13 protein-coding genes are annotated in these 14,478 nt (G+C 72.0%); 8 read left to right on the forward strand and 5 right to left on the reverse strand.

Annotated features, from left to right (window positions below; translation table 11 throughout):
- The first annotated feature begins 53 nt into the window (after positions 1-53).
- Entirely contained in the window at positions 54-449 is a 396-nt protein-coding gene (locus BFF78_RS26710; protein ID WP_069780718.1) for a hypothetical protein, read from the forward strand.
- A 24-nt stretch (positions 450-473) separates the two neighbouring features.
- On the opposite strand, the gene aroA is transcribed toward BFF78_RS26710, so the two are convergent.
- Positions 474-1,709 (reverse strand): 3-phosphoshikimate 1-carboxyvinyltransferase, encoded by a 1,236-nt coding sequence (gene aroA / locus BFF78_RS26715; protein WP_069783831.1) that lies wholly within the window; start codon positions 1,707-1,709, stop codon positions 474-476.
- A gap of 341 nt (positions 1,710-2,050) precedes the next feature.
- Here aroA and BFF78_RS26720 point away from each other — a divergent pair, with 341 nt between their 5' ends.
- Both BFF78_RS26720 and BFF78_RS26725 read left to right on the forward strand, forming a co-directional pair.
- Positions 2,051-3,904, forward strand: coding sequence for a glycoside hydrolase family 3 protein (locus tag BFF78_RS26720; RefSeq protein ID WP_069780719.1), 1,854 nt, complete (start codon positions 2,051-2,053; stop codon positions 3,902-3,904).
- A 111-nt stretch (positions 3,905-4,015) separates the two neighbouring features.
- Positions 4,016-4,597, forward strand: coding sequence for a hypothetical protein (locus BFF78_RS26725; RefSeq protein WP_069780720.1), 582 nt, complete (start codon positions 4,016-4,018; stop codon positions 4,595-4,597).
- A gap of 4 nt (positions 4,598-4,601) precedes the next feature.
- Here BFF78_RS26725 and BFF78_RS26730 read toward each other — a convergent pair whose 3' ends face one another.
- From BFF78_RS26730 to BFF78_RS26740, 3 genes are all read right to left on the reverse strand, one after another.
- A complete protein-coding gene (locus tag BFF78_RS26730; protein ID WP_069780721.1) occupies positions 4,602-6,014 on the reverse strand; it encodes a S28 family serine protease in 1,413 nt (470 codons plus the stop codon).
- Positions 6,015-6,175: 161 nt separating this feature from the next.
- Positions 6,176-6,976: a sugar phosphate isomerase/epimerase family protein gene (locus tag BFF78_RS26735; RefSeq protein WP_069780722.1), complete on the reverse strand. Its 801-nt coding sequence runs from the start codon at positions 6,974-6,976 to the stop codon at positions 6,176-6,178.
- A 162-nt stretch (positions 6,977-7,138) separates the two neighbouring features.
- On the reverse strand, positions 7,139-8,080 hold the full coding sequence (locus tag BFF78_RS26740) for a bifunctional helix-turn-helix transcriptional regulator/GNAT family N-acetyltransferase (RefSeq protein ID WP_069780723.1): 942 nt from the start codon (positions 8,078-8,080) through the stop codon (positions 7,139-7,141).
- A gap of 383 nt (positions 8,081-8,463) precedes the next feature.
- Here BFF78_RS26740 and BFF78_RS43665 point away from each other — a divergent pair, with 383 nt between their 5' ends.
- Positions 8,464-8,748 (forward strand): hypothetical protein, encoded by a 285-nt coding sequence (locus BFF78_RS43665; protein ID WP_193433544.1) that lies wholly within the window; start codon positions 8,464-8,466, stop codon positions 8,746-8,748.
- Positions 8,749-8,872: 124 nt separating this feature from the next.
- Positions 8,873-10,087 (forward strand): FAD-dependent monooxygenase, encoded by a 1,215-nt coding sequence (locus tag BFF78_RS26745; protein WP_227025933.1) that lies wholly within the window; start codon positions 8,873-8,875, stop codon positions 10,085-10,087.
- Here the strand turns inward: BFF78_RS26745 and BFF78_RS26750 are convergent.
- On the reverse strand, positions 10,073-11,128 hold the full coding sequence (locus tag BFF78_RS26750) for a LacI family DNA-binding transcriptional regulator (RefSeq protein WP_069780725.1): 1,056 nt from the start codon (positions 11,126-11,128) through the stop codon (positions 10,073-10,075). The genes BFF78_RS26745 and BFF78_RS26750 overlap by 15 nt on opposite strands.
- A 221-nt stretch (positions 11,129-11,349) precedes the next feature.
- Between BFF78_RS26750 and BFF78_RS26755 the strand changes: the two genes are divergently transcribed.
- From BFF78_RS26755 to BFF78_RS26765, 3 genes are read left to right on the forward strand one after another with little or no spacing between them, the layout of a single operon-like run.
- Positions 11,350-12,501, forward strand: coding sequence for a Gfo/Idh/MocA family protein (locus BFF78_RS26755; protein WP_069780726.1), 1,152 nt, complete (start codon positions 11,350-11,352; stop codon positions 12,499-12,501).
- Positions 12,498-13,649 carry a dihydrodipicolinate synthase family protein gene (locus tag BFF78_RS26760; protein ID WP_069780727.1) on the forward strand — a complete coding sequence of 384 codons (1,152 nt, stop codon included), beginning with the start codon at positions 12,498-12,500 and terminating at the stop codon, positions 13,647-13,649. Before BFF78_RS26755 ends, BFF78_RS26760 begins: the two co-directional genes overlap by 4 nt.
- Positions 13,646-14,476, forward strand: coding sequence for a sugar phosphate isomerase/epimerase family protein (locus BFF78_RS26765; RefSeq protein ID WP_069780728.1), 831 nt, complete (start codon positions 13,646-13,648; stop codon positions 14,474-14,476). The genes BFF78_RS26760 and BFF78_RS26765 overlap by 4 nt, the downstream gene beginning before the upstream one ends.
- The last annotated feature ends 2 nt before the right edge of the window (positions 14,477-14,478 follow it).

Genomic DNA, 14,478 nt, shown 5'->3' on the forward strand with positions numbered 1-14,478 from the left:
ACAGCTGTACGGCAACGGGGGTGTGCGCACGACCCATTAGGGGGAGGACGACAGTGGACAGTGGTGGGATACGCCGGCGTCTGGCGCTCGGTGCGGCCGTGCTGGCCGCGGCCGGCACGCTCGGTCTTGTGACGGCGGGCGCCGCCCAGGCGGACACGGCCGGCGGCTGCGCGGGGCGCGAGGTGCGGACCCTGCCGTTCGGCACCGGGGTCACACACGTCTACAAGAACAACGGCTACGTCTGCGCCATCACCGTGGCCCGGCACCCGGGCCCCCCGCAGACGATGTCGGTCAGCGTCCAGGCCCGCGGCAACCGCGCGGTCGTCGACCAGGGCAGCTACCGGCACCTCGCGGGCCCGGTGACGGTCCACGCCGGCCACCGGTGTGTGTGGATCAAGGGCTCGGTGGGGCAGGCGCCGGGGGTCAGCTCGGGGTGGATCCTGTGCTGAGGGCCGAGCGGACCCGGCGTCCGGTCAGCTGACTTGCGACAGCCGCGCGAACGCCTCGTGGAACCCCGGAAACGTCTTGCGGACGCAGCCGGGGTCGTCGTACGACAGGCCGGGGGTGCGCAGGCCGGTCACCGCGAAGGACATCACGATGCGGTGGTCGCCGAAGGTCTTGATCCCGGTGCCGGGCTCGGGTGTGCCGGGCCGGATCTCGATCCAGTCGGGGCCGGTCGCCACGGGCACGCCGAGCCGCCGGAGGTTGTCCGCGCAGGCCTGAAGGCGGTCGCACTCCTTCACCCGGGTGTTGGCCACGTCCTCGATGCGGACCGGCCCCGAGGCGAGGGGCGCGATCGCGGCCAGCGTCGGCATGGTGTCGGAGATGTCCCGCATGTTCACGGTGAGCCCGCGCAGAACTCCCGTACCGCGTACGGTCGTCCGGTCGGCCGCGATCTCCACCTCGGCACCCATCCGCCGCAGCACCTCGACGAAACGCAGGTCGCCCTGGAGCGCGCCGGTGCCGAGGCCGGGCACGGTCACCTCGCGGCCCGGCGTGACGGCGGCCGCGGCGAAGAAGTAGCTCGCGGTGGAGGCGTCCGGCTCGATGGGGTAGGTGGTGGCCCGGTAGCCGCCCGGCGGGACGTCGTACACATCCCCGTCCCGCACCACCTCCACGCCGAACGCCCGCATCATCGCGAGCGTGATCTCCACGTACGGCGCCGAGACCAGGTCGGTCACCCGGATCCTCAGGCCCGTGCGGGTCAGCGGGCCCAGCAGGAGCAGCGCGGTCAGGTACTGGGAGGACTGGCCCGCGTCCAGCACGACCTCGCCGCCCTCGACGCCCGCCGCCCGGACGGTGAGCGGATGGTGGCCCTCGGCCTCCTCGTGCCGCAGGTCGACGCCGAGGTCCCGTAGGGCGCGGGTGAGCGGGCCGAGGGGGCGGCGGCGCATCTGCGGGGAGGCGTCGAAGCGGTAGGTGCCGTGCCCGGCGGCGGCCAGGACCGGCAGGAAGCGGGCGGTGGTGGCACCGTCGCGGCAGTAGACGTCGGCCTCGGCGAGCGCGGGCCCCTGCGGGCGGCCGTCCACCTGCCAGGCCTCAGGGGTACGGCCCACCCGGTAGCCGAGCCGGGTCAGGCCTTCGGCGAAGCCCTCGGTGTCGTCGGAGCGCAGGGGACGCCGCAGCGTGCTGACGCCGTCGGCGGCGGCCGCGAGGAAGAGTGCGCGGGCGGTGATGGACTTGGAACCGGGGATGTCGACTGCGGGCATGCCCGCCATGATGGCCGTCCGGCAGCCCGCCGGGACGTACCGTCCATGCACTGGACGGCCGGGCGGCACGGGAACCGTCCCGGGCCCGTGCCCGTCCAACGGCACGGCTGCCGGACGAGCCTTCGTGGTGCGGTGCCGGCCTTCACCCCTGGCCGCGAGCGCCGGCACACCCTCTCCACCGCACCCCGCCGGCAGTCCGCCGTCGTCGGCGCGCCCCCCTCAATGCGCCGACGACGGCCCCTCGGTGGTTACTGTGCATTCCCTTGACGGAAAGAAACTTCCCGGATATTGGTGACTCCTCGGAAGTTTCCTTCAGCGGTTCTCCTCTGGAAGGAGCGCACGTGCCCGATACCAGCACGGGAAGCGACACCAGCACGGGAAGCACCGGAAACGCCGCACGACCCTCCAGACGCGCCGTCCTCGCCGCGACCGCGGGCCTCACCGCCGCGCTGACCGTACCGGCGACCGCCCGTGCCGCCGCACCCGCCGACGAGCGCGGGCTGCGCGCGCTGATCTCCCGGATGACGCTCCAGGAGAAGGTCGGCCAGCTCTTCGTGATGCGGGTCTACGGCCACTCCGCCACCGCCCCCGACCAGGCCGACATCGACGCCAACCTCAAGGAGATCGGCGTCCGCACGGCCGCCGAGCTGATCGCGAAGTACCGCGTCGGCGGGATCATCTACTTCACCTGGGCCCACAACACCCGTGACCCGCACCAGATCGCCGACCTCTCCGACGGCATCCAGAAGGCCTCCCTGGACCAGCCGCGCGGCCTGCCGGTGCTCATCGCCACCGACCAGGAGCACGGCGCGGTCTGCCGGGTCGGCAAGCCCGCCACCCTCTTCCCCGGCGCGATGGCCCTCGGCGCCGGCGGCTCCCGCGCCGACGCGCACACCCTCGGCCGGATCTCCGGCGCCGAGCTGCGCGCGATGGGCATCAACCAGGACTATTCCCCGGACGCCGACGTCAACGTCAACCCGGCCAACCCCATCATCGGCGTGCGGTCCTTCGGCGCCGACCCGGACGCGGTCGCCGCGCTGGTGGCCGCCGAGGTGAAGGGCTATCAGGCCTCCCGGGTCGCGGCGACCGCCAAGCACTTCCCGGGCCACGGCGACACGGCCACCGACAGCCACACCGGCTTCCCGGTCATCACCCACAGCCGGGAGCTGTGGGAGAAGCTGGACGCCGTGCCCTTCCGGGCCGCGGTCGCCGCGGGCATCGACTGCGTCATGAGCGCGCACATCCAGTTCCCGGCCCTGGACGACTCCGGCGACCCGGCCACCCTCTCCCAGCCGGTCCTCACCGGCATACTGCGCGGCGAACTCGGCTACGACGGGGTGGTGATCACCGACTCCCTCGGGATGGAGGGCGTCCGCACCAAGTACGGCGACGACCGGGTACCGGTGCTCGCGCTGAAGGCCGGGGTCGACCAGCTGCTCAACCCGCCGTCCCTCGACGTGGCCTGGAACGCGGTGCTGAAGGCCGTCCAGGACGGCGAGCTGACCGAGTCCCGCCTGGACGAATCGATCCTGCGCATCCTGCGCCTGAAGTCCGGGCTCGGCCTCTTCGGTGACCCGCGCACCGACCGGTCGGGCGTCGACCGCACGGTGGGCACCAAGGCGCACCTGGCCGCCGCCGACAAGATCGCCGAGCGGACCACGACCCTGCTGGTCAACGAGGACCACGTGCTCCCCTTCTCCCCGCGCACCGAGCGCCGCGTGCTGGTCGTCGGCGCGGACCCGGCCTCCCCCTCCGGCACCACCGGCCCGCCCACCGCCGTCCTGGCCGCCGCCCTCACCGAGCTGGGCTTCACCGCCACGGCCCTGTCCACCGGCACCGCACCCTCCGCGGCGGCCATCGCCCAGGCCGTGGCGGCCGCGCAGGACGCGGACGCGGTGGTGGTGGCGACGTACAACGTCACGGCGGCCGACTCGCAACGCACGCTGGTGGAACAGCTGCTGCCGACGGGCAGACCCCTGGCCGCGCTGGCCATCCGCAACCCCTACGACGTGGCCCAATTCCCGTCCGTCAAGGCCTGCTTGGCGTCCTACGGCTGGACCGACGTCGAGGTACGCGCCGCCGCGCGGGTGATCGCCGGACGTGTGGCGCCGCGCGGCAGGCTGCCGGTGCCGGTGCAGCGGGCCGACGATCCCACGCAGGTGCTGTACCCGATCGGGCACGGGCTGACGTACTAGTTGTACGCCACACACCGGGCGTAACACCCCCAACGGGCGGAAACCCTCCCGGATCCCTGGCGTGACACCACCGTCAAGGGCCACGCTGGACGGGGGTGTCAGGGGGGTGCGATGCGTGGGAAGGGTGCCGCAGGACTCGCGTGCCTGCTGCTGGCCGCCCTGCTGACCGGATGCCGGGGCCCGGCGGGTGCCCCCGTCGGCGACGCCCGCCCCACCCCGGTCACGACCGGCGGCTACGGCGCGGAGTTCCTCGCGGTCGGCGAGTGCAGCTCCTTCGGCACGACCAGCTTCACCGAGGTGCCCTGCGCGAGCGAGCGGGCGGCGGCCAGGGTCGTCGCCCGCTACGACGGTGCGGCCGCCGACGGCCCCCTGTGCCCGGCGACGACCGACTTCGTGCTGCACATCAGCGCCCAGGCGGCGATCCCCCCGGGCTACGCCTGCATGCGCGACCTGGAGCCCCCGCACCCCGGTGACCCCGGCGGCGGGGGCGGGCCGCGCACGATCCCGGGCGACTGCGTGTACACCTCCGGCGAGGGCCAGGTCCGCGAGACACCGTGCGACGGCTCCGGCGGACACCGGCCCCAGTACCGGATCACCAGGGCGGCACCGACGCGGGAGGACTGCCCCGCGTCGACGGTGCTGTACGTCCAGCTGGGCGGGAGCAAGCCGGTGGGCTGCGCCCGGCGCGTGTGAGCTGCTACGGCCTGAGCGCCGGCTCCCGCTCGGCATCCCGGACATCGAGCCCGGCGTCGAAGCGGGCCAAGGGCCTGGCCCGGGCGACGTCGGCCGAGGAGACCCCGGCCCACTGAAGGATGCGAGCCGTGGCGAGGGCCTTCTGGTCCGGCACCAGGCCGGCGACGTTCGCGCCGTGGTTCATACCGGGCGCCGTGAAGACGTACGAGTCACGGGCACCCGCGCCGAGCCGGAACCGCTCCGAACCCCAAGGGTCGTTCTGGCCGTACACGAAGAGCGTGTGCGCGGCGTGCCGCCGCACCCACGTGTCCACGTCCCGCATCGCGTACGGCTGGAAGCGCATCGGGATGGAGCGGGGCACGAAGTTGCGCGGCGGCTGGTAGCCGTAGCGGATCAACTTCTTCTCGATGTACGGGAAATGGATGGTCGGCGAGCCCAGCTGGGTGCCGGCCTGGTAGTAGTACGGCGTGTACGACTCCAGCCCCTGGTCGGTGTACGCGGAGAAACCGGAGATGGTGTCGACCGAGTTCCAGATCTCCTCGTCGCTCGCCTTGGCCGCGTCCGCCGGGACGGTGGTGCAGTCCTTCAGCAGGCTGTACTGCCAAAAGCCCCACACATAGTCCAGGACGACCGCCTCGTACGCCTTGTCCAGGCCGCCGATGGTGCCGAAGGTGTACCCCTTGCCGGCGGCGTACTGCGCATACCGCTTCTCCAGCGGCTGCCTGCGCACCAGCGCCTCCCGCTGGACGGCGTTCAGCCGGTCCCGGCACTCCTTGGTGCCGACGGTGGTGAAGAAGCGGTCGTAGGCCGAGTCCTCGTCGTTGACGACGTCGTTCGGGGCGACATAGGCCACCACGCCGTCCATGTCGTGCGGGTAGAACCGCTCGTAGTACGTCGCCGTCATCCCGCCCTTGGAGCCGCCGGTGGCGATCCAGTGGCCGCCGTAGACCGGTTTGAGGGCCTCGAACACACGGTGCTGGTCGCTCGCCGCCTGCCAGATGTCGAGCTTGGACCAGTCGGCGGGGTCGGGGCGGGACGGGGTGAAGAAGCGGTACTCCAGGGAGACCTGGTTGCCGTCCACGATCTGGGTGGGCTCGCGGCGCGAGGGGGTCGTGGAGACGTTGTAGCCGCTGGTGTAGAAGACCGTCGGGCGGCTGGTGTCCTTGTGCAGCACGGTGATCCGCTGCTGGAAGGTGCCGCGGTCCGGGTGGCGGTGGTCGATCGGCTGGGTGTAGTTCAGGACGAAGTACCGGTAGCCGGGGTACGGCTTCTCCTGGATCAGGCTCATGCCCGGTATGGCGAGCAGCTGGTCCTTGATGTCGGTGGGCCCGGACTGGGCGGCGGTGGCCGCGGCTGCCGTGCTCAGCGTGCCTATGAACACGGCGAGCGCCAGCAGCCATCTGAGCGCCTTGCGCATGCGCACTCCACTCTCCCCTGTGAGACAGATGTGCGCCGGAAGCTATCGGAGCAACTGGAGTCACGCCAGGGAGAGTTGTGTGGCATTGGCCGACCGGTGACCTGGTCGGGGGCCGGCCAGGCGGCCACCCGGTCCGACCCGGAAGGGGTGCGGGGCCGTGTTCAGGCCGCCTCGTCCAGCAAGCGCAGCAAGTGCTCCCGCCCCGCGCCGAGCAATTCCGGAAGCGGCGCGGCCGACTCGTACCACCGCTTCTCGTACTCCCAGCACAGCCACCCGTCCCAGCCGCGCCGCAGGAGCACGTCCACGCACTCGGTGAGCGGCAGCACACCCGCCCCGAGCGGCAGCGGAGTCGTGTCCGAGGCCGAGGCGATGTCCTTGACCTGCACATACCCCAGGTGCGGGGCGAGCGCGGCGTACGTGTCGGAGGGCTGCTCGCCGCCCAGCCAGGTGTGCATCACGTCCCACAGCGCGCCGACCTGCCGGTGTCCGACCGGGCCGAGGATCCGGATCGCGGCGGCGCCGGTGCGGTGCGAGTCGTGTGTCTCCAGCAGGATCCGCACCCCGAGCGCGGCGGCGTCCTCGGCGGCGGTGCCGAGCCGCCGGGCGGCGCGGGCGTCGGACTCCTCGCGGGGACGTTCGGGGTCGGCGCCGGGGAAGACGCGGACGAAGGGCGCGCCGAGGTCGTGGGCGAGGTGGAGGAGGTCCCGGATCTCCGCCAGTACGGGGCCGTCCTCACCGGGCGCGGCCACGCGCGCGTACCCGGCGACGCCCAGCACGTCGACCCCGGCGTCCTTGAACAGGGCCGCCGCCCCGGAGCGTTCGGCGGGGGAAAGGCCGGAATGCACCGGCTCCTCGGGGTGGGCGCGCAGTTCGACGCCGTGGTAGCCGTGGGCGGTCGCAAGCGCCAGGACCTCAGGGAGGGGCAGGCCGGGGACACCGAGAGTGGAGAACGCCAGCTTCATGGCCCGGACCCTACTCGTCACTCGCCCGTTTCGTACCGATCCTGCGGCCACTCCCGGCCCACGAGATCCGTGCGGACGAACCCCGGCACCGACAAGCCGCCGCCCATCCGCGCGGGGGGCGGTCTCCGGGCGTGGGCACCTTGCGGAGAGGGCGTCCGCTCGTCACTCGCTCGGTGTGTGCAGGTGCAGTCGCCAGTCCTGGCCGAGCAGGTCCTTGCCGAAGGAGCGGTGTGGTTTCTCGGTGACCAGGGTGAAGCCGTGGCGTTGGTAGATGCGGCGGGCGCCGGTCAGTACGTCGTTGGTCCACAGCACCAGCTCGCGGTAGCCGGCCCCGCGCGCGAAGTCGATCACGGCCCGCACCAGCCGGTCGCCGATGCCGTGCCCGCGTGCCTCGGGCTCGACGAGCAGCAGCCGCAGCCGTGCGGTACCGGGCGCCTCGTCCCGTACGCACATCACACAGCCCACCGGCCGTCCGTCTTCCTCCGCGATCCACACCCGTTCCAGATGCGGGTCGTGGTCCTCGGCGAAGTCGGCGACGATCCGGGCGACCAGCCCCTCGTAGTCGGCGTTCCAGCCGTACTCGGTCGCGTACAGCGCGGCGTTGCGCTGCACGATCCAGCCGAGGTCGCCCGGGTGCGGCTCGCGCAGCACGGCCTCGCCGGGCCCGGTGCGCTGCCCGCCCGCCGAGGGGCCGAGGATGTCGCGGATGGTCCGCATGGCCTCCGCCAGCCGGGGCCGGTCGGCCGGGGCCACGGTGTCGAGCAGCGCCCCGACCGTGTCCCGGGCCCGCTCGTCCAGCAGCCCGGCGGCCTCCCGCCCGCGCGCGGTGAGCCGTACCCGCCGCCGGCGTGGATCGCTCGCCGAGGGCCCGCGCTCGATCAGCCCGGCGTCCTCGAACTTGTTCAGGATCCGGCTCAGATACCCGGCGTCCAGGTCGAGCCGCGTGCGCAGTTCGACGGCGTCCAGGTGCGGGACCTGGGCGAGTTCGTACAGCACGCGGGATTCGGTGAGGGTGTACGGGGCGTAGAGATGGCGGCCGTAGTCGAGGGCGCCGATGAGGCCCGTGTAGAAGCGGTTGAAGGCGCGGACGTCCTGGACGGTCATGATCGCCCCCGGATGCTTGACTCAGTCAGAGATACCGCCTCCGAGCCTAGGCCCGCCGCCCGCCCGCGTCCATGTCCGCCGCCCACCCGCGTACCGAATGCGCTTGTCCGGCAGGGTTGTTGGCGTGTCCGGACCGGAGTCCGCTTCTTTGCCTGTTCTTTAGGTTGGCGCCGGTCTCTGCTTTTGACTGGGCCGCGATCTCATCGTAGGTTTAATGGGAAACGTCACTTATGTCCGTTCTATACCGGAGGTGACGAACCGCCGCAGAAACCGCATTGCGGGCGGCGGGGCCGCGCAGAGCTACGCGCAGGCTCTGGAGCGCAGGCGGACGCCCGTCGAGGCTGCCGCACAATCCATCACACCCTCGGAGAGAGGGGCTCATCATGCGCGCGCACAGCACCCGTATCAAGAGAGTGGCCATCGCAGTCTGCTCGGCACCGATCCTGGCCATCGCCGCCGGAGCCGGAGCCGCACACGCTGCCACCACCACCGCTGCCCCGCAGAACAACGTCGTCTCGTACCACGGTGACGGCTGGGGCTGGGGTTGGGGAGACGGTGGCGGCGGTTGGGGTTGGGGAGACCACGGCGGCGGTTGGGGTTGGGGAGACCACGGCGGCTGGGGTTGGGGAGACCACGGCGGCTGGGGCTGGGGCGGCGGCTGCGACTGAGTGTCAGCAGGTGTGAACGACACCCCCTGAGAAACAAAGGGTGGATCCGGGTGCCCGACCCCAAAGGGGCACCCGGATCCATGTGACCACACAATGAGGCGGTGACCGGATGAGGATCGTGTGCGTGGGCGGAGGCCCGGCCGGGCTGTACTTCTCGATCTCCGCGAAGCTGCGGGACGCCGGGCACGAGATCACCGTGATCGAACGCGACCCGCCGGAGGCGACGTACGGCTGGGGCGTCGTGTACTGGAACGATCTGCTGGACATCCTGTACCGCAACGACCCCGAGAGCGCACGGGCGGTCAGCGCCGGTTCCGTGCTCTGGCAGGACCAGGAGATCCGCCTGCACGGCAGCCGGTACGACGGCACGGCGTACTTCGGGGGCTACGGCTACAGCATGGGCCGCGCCGCCCTGCTGGAGGCCCTCACCCGGCGCGCGAAGGCACTCGGCGTCGACGTCCGGCACGGTGAGCGGCTCGCCGACCCCGCCGACCTGCCGGAGGCCGGCCTCATCGTGGCCGCCGACGGCGCGGGCAGCCGGATCCGGCAGAGCCGCGCCGAGCACTTCGGCACCAAGGTGGAGACCGGCCGCAATCCCTACATCTGGCTCGGCACGGACCGGCAGTTCGACAGCTTCGTGTTCTGCTTCGAGGAGACCCCGGCCGGCTGGGTCTGGTTCCACGCCTATCCGTCGTACAAGGGGGTCTCCACCTGCATCGTGGAGTGCTCCCCGCAGACCTGGCAGGGTCTGGGCCTCGACTCCCTCGATCCCGAGGACGCCGTACCCGTGCTGGAGAAGATCTTCCACCGCGCGCTCGACGGCCACTCCCTGATCAGCAGATCACGCGGCGAACCGGCGAAGTGGCAGCGGTTCCAGCACATCAGCAACGACACCTGGGTCGACGGCAACGTCGTCCTGGCCGGCGACGCCGCGCACACCACCCACTTCACGCTCGGCTCCGGGACCCGGCTGGCGATGATCGACGCGATCGTACTGTCCCACAGCCTCGCCAAATACCAGGATCCGCAGGCGGCGCTGCGCGAGTACGACCAGCACCGGCGCGCGGAACTGCACTCCGTACAGGCCGGGGCGCGCTCCAGCATGGCCTGGTTCGAGCAGCTGGACGACTACCTGGACCGCGACCCGGTCTCCTTCGCCTACGCCATGTCGGTGCGGCAGGGGCGCCAGTCCCCCTGGAAGTACCAGGTCCACCTCGCCACCCAGCTCGCCGCCGTACGCAGGGCGCGGCGCGCCTACGACTCCGGCAAGCGCTGGTACCACGACCGCAGGAGGGGCGAGGCGCCGCTGCCGCTGCTCGGGCGCTCACTTCCCGGCTGACCGGGGCACCCCCGAAGACCCCCGCACCATCAACTCCCCGCGCACGGTGGCGATGCCCCCGGGCGGCGCGTCCTCCCGCCCCATGGCGATCCGCCCGGCCCGCGCACCGGCCTCCGCGAGCGGCAACCGCACCGTCGTCAGCGCAGGCACCGCATCCACACTGAACGGCAGATCGTCGAACCCGGCGACCGACACATCGTCCGGGATCCGCAGTCCCGCATCCCGCAGCGCCGCGCACGCCCCCAGCGCGACGGAGTCGTTCGCGGCCACGACGGCGGTCAGGGAGGGATCGCGGCGCAGCAGCTCCACCGTGGCCTCGTACCCGGACTGCCGGTCGTAGCGGCCGTGCACGGTCCGGCGCGGATCCTCCTCGATACCCGCCGCGGCCAGCGCCTCCCGGTGTCCCTCCAGCCGGTGCCTGGTCGTCGTACGTTCCTCGGGCCCCGCGATGTAGCCGAGGCGGCGGTGGCCGAGGCCGAGCAGATGCTCGGTGAGCCGGCGGGCGCCCCCGCGGTTGTCGAAGGTCAGCGCGACGGCCCCGGTGCCGGGCGCCGGCGGCCGGCCGCACAGCACCACCCGGGTGCCGGCCTCGGCGAGCTTGCGCAGCTTCGCCGCGACCGCCGCCGCGTGCGGCGCATCCTCCACGGCCCCGCCGGTCAGCACCACGGCCGCCGCCCGCTGCCGCTGCAGCAGGGTCAGATAGGTCAGCTCGCGCTCCGGCAGGCCGCCCGTGTTGCACACCACCGCCAGCCGTTCCCCGCCCGCCCGGCCGCCGGGACCGCCGATCTCGGCCTGGATCGCGCTCGCCATGATCCCGAAGAACGGGTCGGCGATGTCGTTGACGAGAATGCCGACCAAATCCGAGGTGGCCGCGGCGAGGGAGCTGGCCGGGCCGTTGAGGACATAGTCCAGCTCGTCCACCGCCCGCAGCACCCGCTCGCGCGTGGCGGTGGCCACCGGGTAGTTGCCGTTCAGCACGCGCGACACCGTCGCGGGTGAGACCTGGGCGCGAGCCGCCACATCCGCCAGGGTCACCGTCATCTCGTCGTCCTCCGGTCGCGCATCATGTCGTACGCCCTCGTAGACAGCCAGGTTCAGCTGCTGGTTCCGAGAATCTGTCGAGCAGACCTTAAAGCCATGGACCCGGCGTGTTCGCCCCCTCGAACAACTCGAAGGGGACACGGTCTTGTACGGACCGGTGTCCAGAGGCTAGCTTCACAGGGGTAGAAAGCGCTTGCTGTTCGTTGCCGAAGGGGATCGACGTGACACGCAAGACGGTGCGTATCGCCATGAACGGCGTGACCGGGCGCATGGGCTACCGCCAGCATCTCGTCCGGTCGATCCTCGCCCTGCGCGAGGCGGGCGGACTCGGCCTCGGCGACGGCACCGTGCTGTGGCCGGAACCGATCCTGCTCGGCCGTCGCGAGCACGCCCTCAGGGAGATCGCCGACCGCCACGGCCTCGACCACATCTCGACGGACGTGGACGCGGTCCTCGCCGACCCGGCCGTCGACATCTACTTCGACTCCCAGATCACCTCCGCCCGCGAGGAGGCCATCACCAAGGCGATCACGGCGGGCAAGCACGTCTACACCGAGAAGCCGACGGCGACTTCCCTGGCGGGCGCGCTGGAACTCGCCCGCCTCGCCCGGGAGAAGGGCGTCAAGCACGGCGTGGTCCAGGACAAGATCTTCCTGCCGGGTCTGCTGAAGCTGAAGCGGCTGATCGACGGCGGCTTCTTCGGCCGGATCCTGTCGGTGCGGGGCGAGTTCGGCTACTGGGTGTTCGAGGGCGACTGGCAGCCGGCCCAGCGGCCCTCCTGGAACTACCGCGCCGAGGACGACGGTGGCATCGTCGTCGACATGTTCCCGCACTGGGAATACGTGCTCCACGAGCTGTTCGGCCGGGTGACGTCCGTCCAGGCCCTCGCCACCACCCACATCCCGCAGCGCTGGGACGAACAGGGCAAGCCCTACGACGCGACGGCGGACGACGCGGTCTACGGGATCTTCGAGCTCGAGGGCGGCGCGATCGCCCAGATCAACTCCTCCTGGGCGGTCCGGGTCAACCGCGACGAACTGGTGGAGTTCCAGGTCGACGGCACCGAGGGCTCGGCGGTGGCGGGGCTCAGGAACTGCCGTGTGCAGCACCGGTCGGCGACCCCCAAGCCGGTCTGGAACCCGGACGTCCCCGCCACGGAGTTCTTCCGCGACCAGTGGCAGGAGGTCCCGGACAACGGGGACTTCGACAACGGCTTCAAGGCCCAGTGGGAGCTGTTCCTCAAGCACGTCCACGCCGACGCGCCGTACCACTGGGACCTGCTGGCCGGCGCCCGCGGCGTGCAGCTCGCCGAACTCGGGCTGAAATCCTCGGCCGAGGGCCGCCGTATCGAGGTGCCGGAGATCGCGCCGTGACCATTCGACTGCCCGATGCCCAGGGCGAGTTGCGGGCATATGAGCCCCGCGCCGAGCCGCTGCGGATCACGCCGGGCGCCCCTTTCACCTCCCGTACGGTCTTCTCGGCCGCCCACGTCGTAGCCGACCCGTACGCGGACGTGTCCCCCGACTCGCCCGCCGCCGTCGACTGGGACGCCACCCTCGCCTTCCGCCGCCACCTGTGGTCCCACGGGCTCGGTGTCGCCGAGGCGATGGACACCGCCCAGCGTGGCATGGGCCTGGACTGGGCGGGCGCGGCCGAGCTGATCCGCCGTAGCGCGGCGGAAGCCCGGAGCGTGGGCGGCCGGATCGCCTGCGGGGCCGGCACCGACCAGATCACGGGCGGTTCCCTGACAAAGATCCGAGCGGCCTACGAGGAACAGCTCGCGGTGGTGGAGGAGGCGGGCGCCCAGCCGATCCTGATGGCGTCGCGCGCCCTGGCCGCCGCCGCTCGCGGACCCGAGGACTACCTGGAGATCTACGGCCATCTGCTGCGCCAGTCCGCCGAGCCGGTCATCCTGCACTGGCTGGGGCCGGTGTTCGACCCGGCGCTTCAGGGCTACTGGGGCCCGGACGACCTGGACGCGGCCACGCAGGTGTTCCTGGAGGTCATCGCCGGGCACCCCGGCAAGGTCGACGGCATCAAGGTGTCCCTGCTGGACGCCCGGCGCGAGATCGGCCTGCGCCGCCGCCTGCCCCGGGACGTGCGCTGCTACACCGGCGACGACTTCCACTACCCCGAGCTGATCGCGGGCAACGACCAGGGCTTCAGCCACGCCCTGCTCGGCATCTTCGACCCGCTGGGCCCGCTGGCGGCCGAGGCGGTACGGCACCTGGACACGGGCGACGTGGCCGGCTTCCGGAGCCTGCTGGACCCCACGGTCGAGCTGTCCCGCCACCTCTTCCAGGCGCCGACCCGCTTCTACAAGACGGGCGTGGTCTTCCTGGCCTGGCTCGCCGGCCACCAGGCGCACTTCACGATGGTCGGCGGCCTCCAGTCGGCCCGCTCCCTCCCGCACCTGGCCCGCGCCTACGAACTCGCCGACGGCCTGGGCCTGTTCCCGGATCCCGATCTCGCCGAGGAACGCATGAAGAACCTGCTGTCGCTGTACGGGGTGACCCAGTGACCGATCTCGCGCGTTTCAGCATCAACCAGATGACGGTGAAGCAGCTGTCACTGCCCGAACTGGCCCAGGCGTGCGGCGAGTTTGCTGTCACCCAGGTAGGCCTGTGGCGTGAGCCGGTCCGGGCGTACGGCGTCGCGGAGACGGCCGAGCTGCTACGGGACGCGGGCCTGACGGTGACGACCCTGTGCCGTGGCGGCTTCTTCACGGCGATCGGCCCGCGGGAGCGGGCGGCGGCGCTCGCGGACAACCGGCGCGCCATCGAGGAGGCGGCGACGCTCGGCACCGGCACCCTGGTCCTGGTCTCGGGCGGCCTGCCCGCGGGCTCGAAGGACCTGCGCGGGGCGCGTGAGCGGGTCGCCGACGCCCTCGCCGAACTGGGCCCGTACGCCGAGCAGCACGGCGTACGGCTCGCCCTGGAGGTGCTGCACCCGATGTACGCCGCCGACCGCTGTGTGGTCTCCACCCTGGCCCAGGCCCTGGACCTCGCGGAACGCTTCCCGGCCCGGCAGGTGGGCGTCGCGGTGGACACGTACCACGTCTGGTGGGACGACCGGGCGCCCGGTCAGATCGCCCGCGCCGGCGCCGGGGGCCGTATCCACGCCTTCCAACTGGCCGACTGGATCACCCCGTTGCCCGAGGGCGTCCTCAACGGCCGCGGGCAGCTCGGGGACGGCGCGATCGACCTGCGGGAGTGGCGGGGGTACGTGGAGGCCGCCGGCTACACGGGCCCGATCGAGGTCGAGCTGTTCAACGAGGAGTTGTGGGCACGGGACGGGCGGGAGGTGCTGGCGGAGACGGTGGAGCGTTTCCACGGCGCTTTCGGGTGACG

Source organism: Streptomyces fodineus, assembly GCF_001735805.1.
In the GTDB taxonomy this organism is placed as follows: domain Bacteria; phylum Actinomycetota; class Actinomycetes; order Streptomycetales; family Streptomycetaceae; genus Streptomyces; species Streptomyces fodineus.